Origin of the sequence: Amycolatopsis kentuckyensis (assembly GCF_002155975.1) — a bacterium.
Classification (GTDB): Bacteria; Actinomycetota; Actinomycetes; order Mycobacteriales; family Pseudonocardiaceae; genus Amycolatopsis; species Amycolatopsis kentuckyensis.
In genome coordinates, this window is the sequence record NZ_MUMI01000158.1 from 1 (window position 1) to 14965 (window position 14965).

Annotated in this window: 25 protein-coding genes; all 25 read right to left on the reverse strand. The window is 67.4% G+C overall.

The annotated features are described in order from the left end of the window. Positions 1-225 precede the first annotated feature (225 nt). Positions 226-672, reverse strand: coding sequence for a 50S ribosomal protein L15 (gene rplO, locus CCN39_RS16410; protein ID WP_086842934.1), 447 nt, complete (start codon positions 670-672; stop codon positions 226-228). Further along, positions 669-854: a 50S ribosomal protein L30 gene (gene rpmD, locus CCN39_RS16415; protein ID WP_020662785.1), complete on the reverse strand. Its 186-nt coding sequence runs from the start codon at positions 852-854 to the stop codon at positions 669-671. Before rpmD ends, rplO begins: the two co-directional genes overlap by 4 nt. A 4-nt stretch (positions 855-858) precedes the next feature. Next, the gene (rpsE, locus tag CCN39_RS16420) at positions 859-1503 is read right to left on the reverse strand and encodes a 30S ribosomal protein S5 (protein WP_004558874.1); all 645 of its coding nucleotides are present in this window, start codon (positions 1501-1503) and stop codon (positions 859-861) included. A gap of 34 nt (positions 1504-1537) precedes the next feature. After that, complete coding sequence (gene rplR / locus CCN39_RS16425; protein WP_167455108.1) at positions 1538-1936, reverse strand: 50S ribosomal protein L18; 399 nt, start codon at positions 1934-1936, stop codon at positions 1538-1540. A 2-nt stretch (positions 1937-1938) separates the two neighbouring features. Continuing rightward, positions 1939-2478, reverse strand: coding sequence for a 50S ribosomal protein L6 (rplF, locus tag CCN39_RS16430; protein ID WP_086842938.1), 540 nt, complete (start codon positions 2476-2478; stop codon positions 1939-1941). A gap of 16 nt (positions 2479-2494) precedes the next feature. Further along, positions 2495-2893, reverse strand: a complete 399-nt coding sequence (rpsH, locus tag CCN39_RS16435) for a 30S ribosomal protein S8 (protein ID WP_004558871.1) — start codon at positions 2891-2893, stop codon at positions 2495-2497. Between the two features lie 84 nt (positions 2894-2977). Then, positions 2978-3163, reverse strand: coding sequence for a type Z 30S ribosomal protein S14 (locus CCN39_RS16440; protein WP_004558870.1), 186 nt, complete (start codon positions 3161-3163; stop codon positions 2978-2980). A 4-nt stretch (positions 3164-3167) separates the two neighbouring features. Next, positions 3168-3731, reverse strand: a complete 564-nt coding sequence (rplE, locus tag CCN39_RS16445; protein ID WP_086842940.1) for a 50S ribosomal protein L5 — start codon at positions 3729-3731, stop codon at positions 3168-3170. Continuing rightward, positions 3731-4045 (reverse strand): 50S ribosomal protein L24, encoded by a 315-nt coding sequence (gene rplX, locus CCN39_RS16450; protein ID WP_013222610.1) that lies wholly within the window; start codon positions 4043-4045, stop codon positions 3731-3733. Before rplX ends, rplE begins: the two co-directional genes overlap by 1 nt. Next, positions 4045-4413 carry a 50S ribosomal protein L14 gene (gene rplN, locus CCN39_RS16455; protein WP_004558867.1) on the reverse strand — a complete coding sequence of 123 codons (369 nt, stop codon included), beginning with the start codon at positions 4411-4413 and terminating at the stop codon, positions 4045-4047. The genes rplX and rplN overlap by 1 nt, the downstream gene beginning before the upstream one ends. A gap of 80 nt (positions 4414-4493) precedes the next feature. Then, on the reverse strand, positions 4494-4772 hold the full coding sequence (gene rpsQ, locus CCN39_RS16460; RefSeq protein ID WP_043781942.1) for a 30S ribosomal protein S17: 279 nt from the start codon (positions 4770-4772) through the stop codon (positions 4494-4496). Further along, a complete protein-coding gene (gene rpmC / locus CCN39_RS16465) occupies positions 4769-5017 on the reverse strand; it encodes a 50S ribosomal protein L29 (RefSeq protein WP_013222608.1) in 249 nt (82 codons plus the stop codon). Before rpmC ends, rpsQ begins: the two co-directional genes overlap by 4 nt. Continuing rightward, positions 5017-5436: a 50S ribosomal protein L16 gene (rplP, locus tag CCN39_RS16470; protein ID WP_004558864.1), complete on the reverse strand. Its 420-nt coding sequence runs from the start codon at positions 5434-5436 to the stop codon at positions 5017-5019. Before rplP ends, rpmC begins: the two co-directional genes overlap by 1 nt. 3 nt (positions 5437-5439) lie before the next feature. Then, a complete protein-coding gene (rpsC, locus tag CCN39_RS16475; RefSeq protein ID WP_086842942.1) occupies positions 5440-6267 on the reverse strand; it encodes a 30S ribosomal protein S3 in 828 nt (275 codons plus the stop codon). Then, positions 6267-6686: a 50S ribosomal protein L22 gene (gene rplV / locus CCN39_RS16480; RefSeq protein ID WP_013222606.1), complete on the reverse strand. Its 420-nt coding sequence runs from the start codon at positions 6684-6686 to the stop codon at positions 6267-6269. The genes rpsC and rplV overlap by 1 nt, the downstream gene beginning before the upstream one ends. Positions 6687-6715: 29 nt before the next feature. Beyond that, the gene (gene rpsS / locus CCN39_RS16485) at positions 6716-6997 is read right to left on the reverse strand and encodes a 30S ribosomal protein S19 (RefSeq protein ID WP_003102083.1); all 282 of its coding nucleotides are present in this window, start codon (positions 6995-6997) and stop codon (positions 6716-6718) included. Between the two features lie 18 nt (positions 6998-7015). Next, on the reverse strand, positions 7016-7852 hold the full coding sequence (gene rplB / locus CCN39_RS16490; RefSeq protein WP_003102084.1) for a 50S ribosomal protein L2: 837 nt from the start codon (positions 7850-7852) through the stop codon (positions 7016-7018). A 15-nt stretch (positions 7853-7867) separates the two neighbouring features. Continuing rightward, positions 7868-8179, reverse strand: coding sequence for a 50S ribosomal protein L23 (gene rplW, locus CCN39_RS16495; protein WP_003102087.1), 312 nt, complete (start codon positions 8177-8179; stop codon positions 7868-7870). Then, on the reverse strand, positions 8176-8865 hold the full coding sequence (gene rplD, locus CCN39_RS16500; RefSeq protein WP_086842944.1) for a 50S ribosomal protein L4: 690 nt from the start codon (positions 8863-8865) through the stop codon (positions 8176-8178). The genes rplW and rplD overlap by 4 nt, the downstream gene beginning before the upstream one ends. Next, a complete protein-coding gene (rplC, locus tag CCN39_RS16505; protein ID WP_086675504.1) occupies positions 8862-9518 on the reverse strand; it encodes a 50S ribosomal protein L3 in 657 nt (218 codons plus the stop codon). The genes rplD and rplC overlap by 4 nt, the downstream gene beginning before the upstream one ends. Positions 9519-9549: 31 nt before the next feature. Beyond that, positions 9550-9855, reverse strand: coding sequence for a 30S ribosomal protein S10 (rpsJ, locus tag CCN39_RS16510; protein WP_003102098.1), 306 nt, complete (start codon positions 9853-9855; stop codon positions 9550-9552). Positions 9856-10247: 392 nt separating this feature from the next. Next, a complete protein-coding gene (gene tuf / locus CCN39_RS16515) occupies positions 10248-11441 on the reverse strand; it encodes an elongation factor Tu (RefSeq protein ID WP_086842945.1) in 1194 nt (397 codons plus the stop codon). 129 nt (positions 11442-11570) lie between these two features. After that, on the reverse strand, positions 11571-13670 hold the full coding sequence (gene fusA, locus CCN39_RS16520; RefSeq protein ID WP_086842948.1) for an elongation factor G: 2100 nt from the start codon (positions 13668-13670) through the stop codon (positions 11571-11573). A gap of 63 nt (positions 13671-13733) precedes the next feature. Continuing rightward, complete coding sequence (gene rpsG, locus CCN39_RS16525) at positions 13734-14204, reverse strand: 30S ribosomal protein S7 (protein ID WP_003102106.1); 471 nt, start codon at positions 14202-14204, stop codon at positions 13734-13736. Then, positions 14204-14578 carry a 30S ribosomal protein S12 gene (gene rpsL / locus CCN39_RS16530; protein ID WP_003102113.1) on the reverse strand — a complete coding sequence of 125 codons (375 nt, stop codon included), beginning with the start codon at positions 14576-14578 and terminating at the stop codon, positions 14204-14206. Before rpsL ends, rpsG begins: the two co-directional genes overlap by 1 nt. Positions 14579-14965: the final 387 nt, after the last annotated feature.

Below are 14965 nucleotides of genomic sequence, written 5' to 3' on the forward strand. Positions count from 1 at the left end.
GCGAGGGGCGCCGGTGCGCCTGCTCCCGGCTCGGGGCCTGCGGGGCGCGGGGCTTCCACCGGGAAGCTCAACGGCGACCCGGCGCCGTCGGGCTGTGCTGCGGGGTCCTGGGGCGGTCTGTCCACCCTTTCGATCCTCCGTCCGGATTGCCGTCCCGGCAAGGAATCCCCCGGAACCGCCGAAGGCCCGCCTGGCTGAGCCAGACGGGCCTTCGAACGAGCAACCTCAGTTGGTGGTGGCGGAGCCACCGGCCGCTTCGAGCTTCTCCTTGGCGGAGCCGGAGAACGCGTCGGCGGTGACGTTCAGCTTGACGCCGTTCACGTCGCCGTTGCCGAGGACCTTCACCAGCTTGCCCTTGCGGACCAGGCCGCCCTTGACCAGCTCGTCGGCACCGATGGTGCCGCCGTCCGGGAAGACGCGGGCGATGTCGCCCACGTTCACCGGCTGGTACTCGGTGCGGAAGCGGTTCTTGAAGCCGCGGAGCTTCGGGAGCCGCATCTGGATGGGCATCTGCCCACCCTCGAACCGGGCCGGCACGTTCTTCCGGGCCTTGGTGCCCTTCGTACCGCGACCGGCCGTCTTGCCCTTCGAACCCTCACCACGGCCCACGCGGATCTTGTCGCGCTTGGCGCCCGGAGCCGGACGCAGGTGGTGGATCTTGATGGCCGTCATGCCTTGACCTCCTCGACCTCCACCAGGTGGCGGACGGTGTGGATCAGGCCGCGCACCTGGGGGCTGTCTTCACGCACGACGCTCTGGCGGATCTTGCGCAGCCCGAGGGTGCGCAGCGACTCGCGGTGAGCGTGCTTCGTGCCGATCTTGCTCTTGACCTGGGTGACCTTGAGCTGAGCCATGTGATCAGACCCCCTGGCCCGCACGCTGGCGCAGCATCCGGGCCGGCGCGACGTCCTCGAGCGGGAGACCGCGGCGAGCCGCGACCTCTTCGGGACGCTGCAGACCCTTCAGGGCCGCCACGGTCGCGTGCACGATGTTGATCGCGTTGTCGGAGCCGAGCGACTTCGACAGCACGTCGTGGACACCCGCGCACTCCAGCACGGCGCGCACCGGGCCACCGGCGATGACGCCGGTACCGGCGGAAGCCGGGCGGAGCAGGACCACACCGGCGGCTTCCTCACCCTGGATCGGGTGCGGAATGGTGCCGCCGACGCGCGGAACGCGGAAGAAGTTCTTCTTCGCTTCCTCGACGCCCTTGGCGATGGCCGCGGGAACTTCCTTGGCCTTGCCGTAGCCGACGCCGACCTGACCGTCGCCGTCGCCGACGACCACCAGGGCGGTGAAGCTGAAGCGACGACCACCCTTGACGACCTTGGCGACGCGGTTGATCGTCACGACCTTCTCGAGGTGCGGGGTCTTGTCCTGGGCCGCCCCGCCACGGCCGCTGTCGCGCCGGTCGCGGCGGTCGCGACGGTCACCGCGGTCGTTGCCGCCCTGCCCGCCGGGTCCACCCTGGCCGCCGCCGAATTGCCGTGTACGTCCCGGCATCAGGCTTTCCTTCCGTTAACAAGCTTCTGCATCGTCAGAACTCCAACCCCGCCTCACGGGCGGCGTCGGCGAGCGCGGCGATGCGGCCGTGGTAGGCGTTGCCCCCACGGTCGAACACCACAGCCGAGATCCCGGCGTTCTTGGCCCGCTCGGCGACGAGTTCCCCGACCTTGGCGGCCTTGGCCTTCTTGTCGCCGTCGACCGACCGGACGTCCGCCTCGAGGGTGGACGCCGACACCAGCGTGCGGCCGGCGAGGTCGTCGATCACCTGCACGGCGATGTGCCGCGAGGACCGCTTGACGACCAGGCGCGGACGCTGGTCGGTGCCCGAGACCTTCTTGCGGAGCCGGAAGTGCCGACGGGCCTTCGCGACGCGGCGGCGGGTCGAGATGTCCTTGCCCACCGGCTTGCGCTTCGTAGTCGTGTCGCTCATGATCACTTACCCGTCTTTCCGACCTTGCGGCGGATCTTCTCACCCTCGTAGCGCAGGCCCTTGCCCTTGTACGGGTCCGGGCGCCGCAGCTTGCGGATGACGGCCGAGATCTGGCCGACCTTCTGCTTGTCGATGCCCGAGACCGAGAACCGGGTCGGGGTCTCCACCTTGAAGGTGATGCCCTCGGGGGCCTCGATCTTGACCGGGTGCGAGTAGCCGAGGGCGAACTCGAGGTCCGAGCCCTTGGCCTGCACGCGGTAACCCACGCCGTGGATTTCCATCTTCTTCTCGTAGCCGGCGGTGACGCCGACGACGAGGTTGTTCACCAGCGTGCGGGTGAGTCCGTGCAGCGCCTTGCTGGTGCGCTCGTCATCCGGGCGCTTGACCAGCAGCGTGCCGTCCTCGTCGCGCTCGACGGTGATCGGCTCGGCGACGGTGTGCTCCAGGGTGCCCTTGGGCCCCTTGACCTTGATGTGCTGACCGTCGATGGTCACCTCGACCCCGGAAGGGACGGCGACCGGCAGCTTTCCGATGCGTGACATGCCTGTACCCCTTCCCTTACCAGACGTAGGCGAGGACTTCGCCGCCCACGCTGTTGCGCTTGGCCTGCCGGTCCGTCTGCAGGCCACCGGACGTCGAAATGATCGCGATGCCCAGGCCGCCGAGGACCGACGGCAGTTCGGTCGATTTTGCGTAGACCCGCAGGCCGGGCTTGGAGACGCGCCGCAGGCCGGCGATGCTCCGCTCACGGTTGGGGCCGTACTTGAGCTCGACGACGAGGTTCTTGTGCTTCTCGCCCGGCTCGTCGTGGTAACCCGCGATGTAACCCTCGCGCTTGAGGATCTCGGCGATGTTCGCCTTGAGCTTCGAGTGCGGGAGCTTGACCTCGTCGTGGTACGCCGAGTTCGCGTTACGCAGACGCGTCAAGAAGTCTGCGATGGGGTCGGTCATCGTCATGGTGACCTGTCAACCTTTCTCGCCTGGTTCCCCGCCCCTCGAAGGGGGCGGGGCCTGTGGCGAAGTGGAGTTAAATAGAAGCTCTTACCAGCTGGACTTGCGGACGCCGGGCAGCTCGCCCGCGTGCGCCATCTCGCGAAGGCAGATCCGGCAGAGCCCGAACTTGCGGAACACGGCGTGCGGGCGGCCGCACCGCTGGCAGCGGGTGTAGGCGCGCACGGCGAACTTCGGCTTCTTCGCGGCCTTGTGGACCAGTGCTTTCTTGGCCATCGGCTCAGTTCTCCTTGAACGGGAAGCCGAGCTTGCGCAGCAGCGCCCGGCCCTCGTCGTCGTTCGTGGCGGTCGTGACGACGGTGACGTCCATGCCGCGCGGGCGGTCGATGGAGTCGGGGTCGATCTCGTGGAACATCGACTGCTCGTTGAGACCGAACGTGTAGTTGCCGTGGCCGTCGAACTGCTTCGGCGAAAGCCCGCGGAAGTCGCGGATACGCGGCAGCGCGATGGTCAGCAGCCGGTCGAGGAACTCCCACATGCGGTCGCCGCGCAGCGTGACGCGCGCGCCGATCGGCTGGCCTTCACGCAGCTTGAACTGCGCGATGGACTTGCGGGCCTTCCGGACCTCCGGCTTCTGGCCGGTGATCAGCGCGAGGTCCTTGACCGCGCCCTCGATCAGCTTGCTGTCGCGGGCGGCGTCGCCGACGCCCATGTTCACGACGACCTTCGTCACGCCCGGGATCTGGTGGACGTTCTCGAAGGAGAACTCAGCCTGCAGCTGGCCCTTGATTTCCTCGCGGTACCGCACCTTGAGGCGCGGAGAGGTCTTCTCTGCGGTGGTCATCAGATGTCCTTACCGTTCCGGCGCGAGATCCGGACCTTCTTGCCGTCCTCGCCGATGCGGTAACCCACCCGGGCCGGCTTGCCGTCCGAGTCGACGACCATCACGTTCGAGACGTGGATGGGCGCCTCCTGCGTGACGATGCCGCCGGACTGCGCACCGCGCTGGGTCTGGCTGATCCGCGTGTGCTTCTTGATCCGGTTCACGCCTTCGACCAGCACGCGCTCGCGCTCCGGGTAAGCCTGGATGACCTTGCCCTTGGCGCCCTTGTCCTTGCCGGCGATGACGACGACCGTGTCGCCCTTCTTCACCTTCATCACAGCACCTCCGGCGCGAGCGAAATGATCTTCATGAACTTTCGGTCGCGCAGCTCGCGGCCCACCGGACCGAAGATGCGGGTGCCGCGGGGCTCGTTGTCGTTCTTGATGAGCACGGCGGCGTTCTCGTCGAACCGGATGTAGGAACCGTCCGGACGACGGCGCTCCTTGACCGTGCGGACGATGACGGCCTTGACGACGTCGCCCTTCTTCACCCCGGCAGCCGGGATGGCGTCCTTCACGGTGGCGACGATGATGTCGCCGATGCCGGCGTAGCGCCGCCCGGAGCCACCGAGAACGCGGATGCAGAGGATTTCCTTCGCACCCGTGTTGTCGGCTACCCGAAGCCGCGACTCCTGCTGGATCACGTCAACTCCTGTATGTCGCGCCGGTTCTCGCCCGGACGAGCGAGCCTTGCGGAACTAAGAACTCTTGAAAAGAGCCCTGCTTACTTGGCCTTCTCCACGATCTGCACCAGGCGCCACCGCTTCGTCGCCGACAGCGGGCGGGTCTCCATCAGGGTGACCCGGTCGCCCACGCCCGCCTCGTTGTTCTCGTCGTGCACCTTCACCTTGGAGGTGGAGCGGACGACCTTCGAGTAACGGGGGTGCTTCTTGCGGTCCTCGAGCTCGACCACGATCGTCTTGTTCATCTTGTCCGAGACGACGTAGCCCTCGCGGACCTTGCGGTCGTTCCGGGCCGGCGTCTCGGTGGTGGGCTCGCTCATGCGGCACCTTCACTCTCGGCGTCGGGGGCAACGGACAGGCCGAGTTCGCGCTCGCGCATGACCGTGTAGATCCGCGCGATGTCCGTGCGGACGGTGCGCAGACGGCGGTTGTTGTCGAGCTGCCCGGTCGCCATCTGGAAGCGGAGGTTGAACAGCTCCTCCTTGTATTCCTTCAGACGCAGGACGAGCTCTTCCGCGGTGAGCTCACGCAGCTCCGATGCCTGAGCGGCACCTGCGTTAGCCATCAGAACTCACCACCTTCACGGGTCACGATGCGGCACTTCATGGGCAGCTTGTGGATCGCGCGGCGCAGCGCCTCACGAGCCGTCTCCTCGTTCGGGAACGAGATCTCGAACATCACGCGGCCCGGCTTCACGTTGGCGATCCACCACTCCGGCGAACCCTTACCGGAACCCATGCGGGTTTCGGCCGGCTTCTTGGTCAGCGGGCGGTCCGGGTAGATGGTCGTCCACACCTTGCCACCACGCTTGATGTGACGGGTCATGGCGATACGAGCGGACTCGATCTGCCGGTTCGTCACGTAGCTGTGCTCAAGCGCCTGGATGCCGTACTCGCCGAAGCTGACCTTCGTGCCACCCTTGGCGGCGCCGTGGCGCTTCGGGGAGTGCTGCTTCCGGTGCTTGACCCTGCGCGGGATGAGCACGTCTCAGCCCTCCGTCTTTTCTGCGGTCTCGGTGGCCGGGGCCGCCTCAGTGGTGGCGGCAGCGGCCGCGCGACCGGCTTCGGTCGAGGTGGCGGTCGTGCCCGACGCGCCGGAACGACGCGGGCGGGACGGCCGGTCGCTGCGGTCGCGGTCGCGACGCGGCGCGCGCTCGGCGGCGTCGCGGGCTTCGCGGGCCTTCAGGCCACCGACGAGCTCACCCTTGTAGATCCACACCTTGACGCCGATGCGACCGAACGTCGTCTTGGCCTCGAAGAAGCCGTAGTCGATGTCGGCGCGCAGCGTGTGCAGCGGGACGCGGCCATCGCGGTAGTGCTCGGAGCGGGACATCTCGGCACCGCCGAGACGACCGCCGCACTGCACGCGGATGCCCTTGACCTGCGGCGAGCGCATGGAGGTCTGGATCGCCTTCCGCATCGCGCGGCGGAACGCCACGCGGTTGGAGAGCTGCTCCGCGACCGCCTGGGCGACCAGCTGGGCGTCGGCCTCGGGGTTCTTGACCTCGAGGATGTTCAGCTGGACCTGCTTCTTGGTCAGCTTCTCCAGCGCGCCGCGGATCCGGTCGGCCTCCGCACCGCGGCGGCCGATGACGATGCCCGGCCGGGCGGTGTGGATGTCCACGCGGACGCGGTCACGGGTGCGCTCGATCTCGACCTTGGAGATGCCCGCGCGCTCCATGCCGGTGGCGAGGAGCTTGCGGATCTTGACGTCCTCGGCCACGTACTCGGCGTACTGCTTGTCGGCGTACCAGCGCGACTTCCAGTCCGTGGTGATACCCAGGCGGAAACCGTGCGGGTTGATCTTCTGGCCCACTACCGGCCACCTGCCTTCTTCTTGCTCTGAGCCTTCTGCGCGACGGCCGGACGCGACTCCACCTCGACGGTGATGTGGCTGGTCCGCTTGCGGATCCGGTACGCGCGGCCCTGGGCCCGCGGCCGGATGCGCTTGAGGGTGGGGCCCTCGTCGGCGTACGCGTTCTTGACCCAGAGCGTCTCCGGGTCCAGCTGAAGGTTGTTCTCGGCGTTGGCCACGGCGCTGGCGAGCACCTTCGCGACCGGCTCGCTGGCCGCCTGCGGGGCGAACCGGAGCACGGCCAAGGCGTCGGCGGCGCTACGTCCCTTGATGAGCTCGATCACCCGGCGCACCTTGGTCGGCGAGTCCCGGACGAAGCGAGCCCGCGCGTACGCCGTAGGCAGTTCAGCCTCGGTCGTCGCGTCGTTCTGGGCGTTCATCGCTACTTCCTCTGTGGTTTCGTGCCCGCTCAGCGGCGGCGCGACTTGCGGTCGTCCTTGATGTGGCCCTTGAAGGTCCGCGTCGGGGCGAACTCGCCCAGCTTGTGACCCACCATCGCCTCGGTGACGAACACCGGGACGTGCTTGCGGCCGTCGTGCACCGCGATCGTGTGACCCAGGAAATCCGGGATGATCGTGGAACGCCGCGACCAAGTCTTGATCACGGTCTTCTTGCCCGATTCGTTCAGCGCGTCCACCTTCTTGAGCAGGTGGTCGTCCACGAACGGGCCCTTCTTGAGGCTACGTGGCATGTTGTTCTACCTCCCTGCTCAGCGCTTGTTCTTGCCGGTACGCCGGCGGCGGACGATGAGGGCGTCGGACGCCTTGCGGCGACGCGTGCGGCCCTCGGGCTTACCGTTCGGGTTGACCGGGTGGCGACCACCGGAGGTCTTACCCTCACCACCACCGTGCGGGTGGTCGACCGGGTTCATGACGACACCACGGACCGTGGGGCGCTTGCCGCGCCAGCGGTTGCGGCCGGCCTTGCCCCAGTTGATGTTGGCGTGCTCGGAGTTGCCGACCTCGCCGACCGTGGCGCGGTTGCGCACGTCCACGTTGCGGATCTCACCCGAGGGGAGACGCAGCTGGGCGTACGGACCGTCCTTGGCGACGAGCTGCACCTTCGCGCCCGCGGACCGCGCCATCTTCGCGCCGCCGCCGGGGCGGAGCTCGATCGCGTGGATCACGGTGCCGACCGGGATGTTGCGCAGCGGCAGGTTGTTGCCCGGCTTGATGTCGGCCCGGGGGCCGTTCTCGACGGTGTCGCCCTGCTTCAGCTTCTCCGGCGCGATGATGTAGCGCTTCTCGCCGTCGGCGTAGTGCAGCAGCGCGATGCGAGCGGACCGGTTGGGGTCGTACTCGATGTGCGCGACCTTGGCGGGGATGCCGTCCTTGTCATTGCGACGGAAGTCGATGACGCGGTAAGCGCGCTTGTGGCCGCCACCCTTGTGCCGGGTGGTGATCTTGCCGGACGAGTTGCGACCGCCCGAACCGCTCAGCGGACGAAGCAGCGACTTCTCCGGGGTGGAGCGGGTGATCTCGGCGAAGTCCGAGACGCTCGAACCGCGACGACCCGGGGTCGTCGGCTTGTACTTGCGGATGCCCATTGTCAGCTCAGTCCTTTACGCGGTGGGTCCGCCGAAGATCTCGATCGCCTTGCTCTCGGGCGAAAGAGTCACGATGGCGCGCTTGGTGTCCTTGCGCTTGCCGAAGCCTGCGCGAGTCCGCTTCCGCTTGCCCTGGCGGTTGGCCGTGTTGACGCTGACCACCTTGACGCCGAACACCTTCTCGACCGCGATCTTGATCTGGGTCTTGTTGGCGTCCGGGCGGACGATGAACGTGTACTTGTGGTCCTCGAGCAGCCCGTAGGACTTCTCGGAGATGACCGGCGCGAGCAGGATGTCGCGGGGGTCCGGAATGGCGACCGAACTCACTTCTCGTCACTCCCTTCCGTGACCTCGCCCGACCGCGCGGAAGCCTTGACGGCCTTGCCACGGGCGGGGCCGGCGACGAACGCGTCGTACGCGGCCTTGGTGAACACGACGTCGTCGTTGACCAGCACGTCGTAGGTGTTGAGCTGGTCCGCCCAGAGGATGTGCACCTCGGGCAGGTTCCGCAGGGAAACCCAGCTCAGCTCGTCGGCCCGGTCCAGCACCACGAGCACGCGCTTCGCGGCCGTGACGGCGGCGAGGGCGGCCTTGGCGGCCTTGGTCGACGGCTTCTCGCCGGTCACCAGCTCGGTGACGACGTGCAGCTGGCCGGCGCGGGCCCGGTCGGAGAGGGCGCCACGCAGGGCGGCGGCCTTCATCTTCTTCGGGGTGCGCTGGGAGTAGTCACGCGGCGTGGGGCCGTGGACGACGCCACCACCGGCGAACTGCGGCGCGCGGGTCGAACCCTGGCGGGCACGGCCGGTGCCCTTCTGGCGGTACGGCTTCTTGCCGCCACCGCGAACTTCGCCACGGGTCTTCGTGTCGTGCGTGCCCTGGCGCGCGGCGGCCTGCTGGGCCACCACCACCTGGTGCATCAGCGCGACATTGGCCTGCACGTCGAAGATCTCCTCGGGGAGGTCCACGGTGCCGTCGGCTTTACCGGCCGGGGTCTTCAGCTCGACGCTTGTCATTCGGAGTTACCACCCTTCGCGGCGCTGCGCACGAACAGCAGGCCGCCCTTGGGACCGGGCACGGCGCCCTTGATCAGCAGCAGGCCGTCCTCGGCACGCACGGCGTGCACGGTCAGGTTCTGCGTGGTGACCCGGTCGTTGCCCATCCGGCCCGCCATGCGCAGGCCCTTGAAGACGCGGCCGGGGGTGGCGCAGCCACCGATCGAACCCGGCTTGCGGTGCACGGCCTGGGCACCGTGGCTCGCGCCCTGGCCCTTGAAACCGTGGCGCTTCATGACACCGGCGTAGCCCTTGCCCTTGCTGGTCCCGGTCACGTCGACCTCGACGCCGGCGGCGAACACCTCGGCGGTGATCTCCTGGCCGACCTCGTAGGTCTCGGCGTCGGTGGTACGCAGCTCCGCGAGGAAGCGCCGCGGGGTCACGCCCGCCTTGTCGTAGTGGCCGGTGCGCGGCTTGTTCACCTTGCGCGGGTCGACCGCGCCGAACGCCAGCTGCACGGCCTTGTAGCCGTCCTTCTCCTGGGTCCGAACCTGGGTGACCACGTTCGGACCGGCCTTCACGACGGTGACCGGGACAACCCGGTTCTGCTCGTCGAAGACCTGGGTCATGCCGAGCTTGGTGCCCAGGATGCCCTTCATCTGCCTGTCAGACATGAGTCTCTTATCTCCGCCGCTCGCCCAACGCTTACTGGATGTTGACGTCGACGCTCGCCGGCAGGTCGATGCGCATGAGCGCGTCGACCGTCTTCGGCGTCGGGTCGAGGATGTCGATCAGACGCTTGTGCGTGCGCATCTCGAAGTGCTCGCGCGAGTCCTTGTACTTGTGCGGCGAGCGGATGACGCAGTAAACGTTCTTCTCGGTGGGCAGCGGCACCGGCCCGACAACCCGGGCGCCGGTGCGCGTGACCGTCTCCACGATCTTGCGCGCCGAGGTGTCGATCGCCTCGTGGTCGTAGGCCTTGAGCCGGATGCGGATCTTCTGTCCCGCCATGGTGGCTGCTCGTTCCTTGTCGTCTCGTGCCGCTATCTCACAAAACCCCGGCCGGTGTCCCCACCTGGCTTGGGTTTCCGCAGTTCAACGGCCCTGTCCCCGGTCCACGCGGTCGGGCGTGTCGCGCCCGACGCACAGACGGATCCCGCGGGATCGTCGTCTTGCCTGGTCTTCCTCAACGTGAGGAGGCTATGAGCCGGCTGACCGTCTCACTGCCCTTGCCCGCTCGCCTCACCCGAAGGAAAGAGCTCCGCGGACCGTGGCCACTCGCACCGAGGCGGCCGGACCCCCGAAGGAATCGGCCGCCCCAGGACGAGCAACCTGAATAGTGTCGCACACGTGATTTGACGCCCCTGAGCCGGGGGTGTATCACCCCCGGCCGGGGCGTGAAATCACTTGTTGATCTTGGTGACCTGGCCCGCGCCGACGGTCCGGCCACCCTCGCGGATGGCGAAGCGCAGACCCTCGTCCATCGCGACCGGCTGGATCAGCTGGACCGAGATGTCGGTGTTGTCGCCCGGCATGACCATCTCGGTGCCCTCGGGGAGGGTCACGACGCCGGTCACGTCGGTGGTGCGGAAGTAGAACTGCGGGCGGTAGTTGTTGAAGAACGGGGTGTGACGGCCACCCTCGTCCTTCGACAGGATGTAGACCCGGCCCTCGAAGTCGGTGTGCGGGGTGGTGGTGCCCGGCTTCACGACGACCTGGCCGCGCTCGACGTCCTCGCGCTTGATGCCGCGGACCAGCAGGCCGACGTTGTCGCCCGCCTGGCCCGAGTCGAGCAGCTTGCGGAACATCTCGACACCGGTGACGGTGGTCTTGGTCGACTTCTCGCGGATACCCACGATCTCGACCTCTTCGTTGACGTTGATCTGGCCGCGCTCGACGCGACCGGTCACCACGGTGCCACGACCGGTGATGGTGAAGACGTCCTCGATCGGCATCAGGAACGGCTTGTCGAGCTCACGCACCGGGTCCGGCACGTTGTCGTCGACAGCGCTCATCAGCTCGAGAACGGCCTCGGACCACTTCTCGTCGCCCTCGAGGGCCTTCAGGCCGGAAACGCGCACGACCGGCGCGTCGTCGCCCGGGAACTCCTGCGAGGACAGCAGCTCGCGGACCTCCAGCTCGACGAGCTCGAGGATCTCCTCGTCGTCGACCATGTCGGCCTTGTTCAGCGCGACCACGATGTAGGGCACGCCGACCTGGCGGGCGAGCAGCACGTGCTCACGGGTCTGCGGCATCGGGCCGTCGGTGGCGGCCACGACCAGGATCGCGCCGTCCATCTGGGCGGCACCGGTGATCATGTTCTTGATGTAGTCCGCGTGACCCGGGGCGTCCACGTGCGCGTAGTGACGCTTCTCGGTCTGGTACTCGACGTGCGAGATGTTGATCGTGATGCCGCGCTGCTTCTCTTCCGGCGCGTTGTCGATCTGGTCGAACGCCCGCGACTCGTTCAGCTCCGGGTACTTGTCGTGCAGCACCTTGGTGATGGCCGCGGTCAGAGTCGTCTTGCCGTGGTCAACGTGACCGATGGTGCCGATGTTGACGTGCGGCTTGGTCCGCTCGAATTTCGCCTTCGCCACTGGAATGTCCTCCTGGACTGATTTGCTTGGTGCTCATGGGGCGGCGTGGCTGCCGCCCCATGAATGTTCCTTCGTCGGTGCTGCGGACGTTCAGGAGAGTTCCTTAATGCCCGCGTGCGGTGGGGGGAGTTACTCCCCCGTCGCCTTCGCGATGATTTCCTTCGCGACGTTCGCGGGAACCTCGGCGTAGGAGTCGAACACCATGGAGTAGTTCGCCCGGCCCTGGGTGCGGGACCGCAGGTCGCCGACGTAGCCGAACATCTCCGACAGCGGGACCAGCGCCTTCACGACGCGGGTGCCCGCACGCTCCTCCATGGCCTGGATCTGACCACGACGGGAGTTGAGGTCACCGATGACGTCACCCATGTAGTCCTCGGGCGTGGTCACCTCGACCGCCATCATCGGCTCCAGGATCACCGGGCCGGCCTTCTTCGCGGCTTCCTTCATCGCCATGGAACCGGCGATCTTGAACGCCATCTCCGAAGAGTCGACCTCGTGGTACGCACCGTCCAACAGGGTGAACTTCAACCCGACGAGCGGGTAGCCGGCCAGGACGCCGTACTGCATCGCGTCCTGCGCGCCCGCGTCCACCGACGGGATGTACTCCCGCGGCACGCGACCACCGGTCACCTTGTTGTCGAACTCGTAGAGCGCGCCGTCGGTGCGCTCGAGCGGCTCCAGCTTCACGATGACCTTCGCGAACTGGCCGGAACCACCGGTCTGCTTCTTGTGGACGTAGTCGAGCTTCTCGACCGTCTTCTTGATCGTCTCACGGTAGGCGACCTGCGGCTTGCCGATGTTCGCCTCGACCTTGTAGTCGGACTTCATCCGGTTCACCAGCACCTCGAGGTGCAGCTCGCCCATGCCCGCGATGATCGTCTGGCCGGTGTCCTCGTCCAGCTTGACCTGGAACGTCGGGTCCTCTTCGGCCAGCTTCTGGATCGCCAGGGACAGCTTCTCCTGGTCGGCCTTCGTCTTCGGTTCGATCGCGACCCGGATGACCGGCTCGGGGAACGTCATCGACTCCAGCACGATCGGGTTCTGCGGGTCCGCCAGGGTGTCACCCGTGGTGGTGTCCTTCAGCCCGATGACCGCGTAGATGTGGCCGACCTGGGCGTCGTCGACCGGGTTCTCCTTGTTGGAGTGCATCTGGAAGATCTTCCCGATGCGCTCCTTGCGCTCCTTGGTCGCGTTGATGACCTGCGCGCCGGCGGCGACCTTGCCCGAGTACACCCGGATGTAGGTCAGCTTGCCGAAGAACGGGTGCGCGGCGATCTTGAACGCGAGCGCGGCGAACGGCTCGTCGACCGACGCCTTGCGGGAAGCCACGGTCTCGCCGTCGGGCAGCAGGCCCTCGACGGCCGGGACGTCCAGCGGGGTCGGCAGGTAGTCGATGACCGCGTCGAGCATGGGCTGCACGCCCTTGTTCTTGAACGCGGAACCGGCCAGCACCGGGAAGACCTGGCTGGTGATGGTGAGCTTCCGGATGCCGGCCTTGATCTCGGCCTCCGTCAGCTCCTCACCCTCGAGGAACTTCTCCATCAGCGCGTCGTCCGCCTCGGCGACGGTCTCGACGAGCTTCTCGCGGTACTCCGCGGCCTTGTCGGCCAGCTCGGCCGGGATGTCCTCGACCGAGTAGTCCTCGCCCTTCTGGACCTCGCCGCGCCAGGTCAGCGCCTTCATGCGGACCAGGTCGACGACGCCTTCGAAGTCGTTCTCGGCGCCGATCGGCAGCTGGATGACCAGCGGGCGCACGCCGAGGCGGTCCACGATGGTCTTCACGGTGTAGTAGAAGTCCGCGCCCAGCTTGTCCATCTTGTTGACGAAGCAGATGCGCGGGACGTCGTACTTGTCCGCCTGCCGCCAGACCTGCTCCGACTGCGGCTCGACGCCCTCCTTGCCGTCGAAGACGGCGACCGCACCGTCGAGCACCCGCAGGTTGCGCTCCACCTCGACGGTGAAGTCGACGTGCCCGGGGGTGTCGATGATGTTGATCTGGTGGTCGTCCCAGAAGGTGGTGGTGGCAGCCGAGGTGATGGTGATACCCCGCTTCTGCTCCTCCTCCATCCAGTCCATGGTGGCGGCGCCGTCGTGGACTTCACCGATCTTGTAGTTGACCCCGGTGTAGAACAGGATCCGCTCGGTGGTCGTCGTCTTGCCGGCGTCGATGTGGGCCATGATGCCGATGTTGCGGACCTTGTTCAGGTCGGTCAGCACTTCACGTGCCACGAGAGTGTTCCCCTGTTCTCAAGCTTGGGGCCCGGCATGGCTTGGTCGACAGCCGGGCGGTCATCACCAGCGGTAGTGCGCGAAGGCCCGGTTGGACTCGGCCATCTTGTGCGTGTCCTCGCGACGCTTCACGGAGGCACCGAGGCCGTTGGAAGCGTCCAGGAGCTCGTTCTGCAGGCGCTCGATCATCGTCTTCTCGCGGCGAGCCTGCGAGAAGGAGACCAGCCAGCGCAGCGCCAGCGTCGTGGAGCGGCCCGGCTTGACCTCGATCGGCACCTGGTAGGTGGCACCACCGACGCGGCGGCTCTTCACCTCGATGGTGGGCTTCACGTTGTCGAGGGCGCGCTTCAGCGTGACGACCGGGTCGGTGCCCGTCTTCTCGCGAGCGCCTTCGAGCGCGCCGTACACGATGCGCTCGGCCAGGGACCGCTTCCCGTCCTTCAGCACCTTGTTCACCAGCTGGGTGACCAGCGGGGAGGCGTAGACGGGGTCGGAGATCAGCGGCCGCTTGGGGGCCGGACCCTTGCGGGGCATTAGCTCTTCTCCTTCTTCGCGCCGTACCGGCTGCGCGCCTGCTTGCGGTTCTTGACACCCTGCGTGTCGAGCGAACCGCGGATGATCTTGTAACGGACACCCGGAAGGTCCTTCACACGACCACCGCGCACGAGCACCATCGAGTGCTCCTGCAGGTTGTGGCCCTCACCGGGGATGTAGGCGGTGACCTCGATGCCGCTGGTCAGCTTCACACGCGCGACCTTGCGCAGCGCCGAGTTCGGCTTCTTGGGGGTGGTGGTGTACACGCGGGTGCACACGCCGCGCCGCTGCGGGCTCCCCTTGAGGGCCGCGGTCTTCTGCTTGGCAGCCTTGTCCTGGCGGCCCTTGCGGACCAGCTGCTGGATCGTGGGCAATGGACCAGCTTCCTGTCGTGATCTGCTTCTTCGTGTCTTCACCGGCCCCCGCGGTCGGGCGTGTCGGCCCGCGTCACGGTCTCGCGACCGGTAACTTCCCGGAGGGATTTCCGTCGGAACCCCGACCTGCCGAAGCCGGTGACCGGGTGCCTGAGCACCCCGCCCATGCGCACGGCACGCGGAGCGGCCCGACGCATGCCGGGCACGGTCTCCAAAGATACCCGCCCGGGTCCGGGAGGACGGCGGCGGGGGGTCTGTAGGTCGGCGAACCTCCAGCGTACCTCTCAACGGCCCGGCGCCGCGGGACATTCCCACGCCTCGGGTCGCGGGGGCGATCACGGTCGTGGGGCGTGGTTTCGACGCGGCGGCGGGCGCGCGGATGGGCGG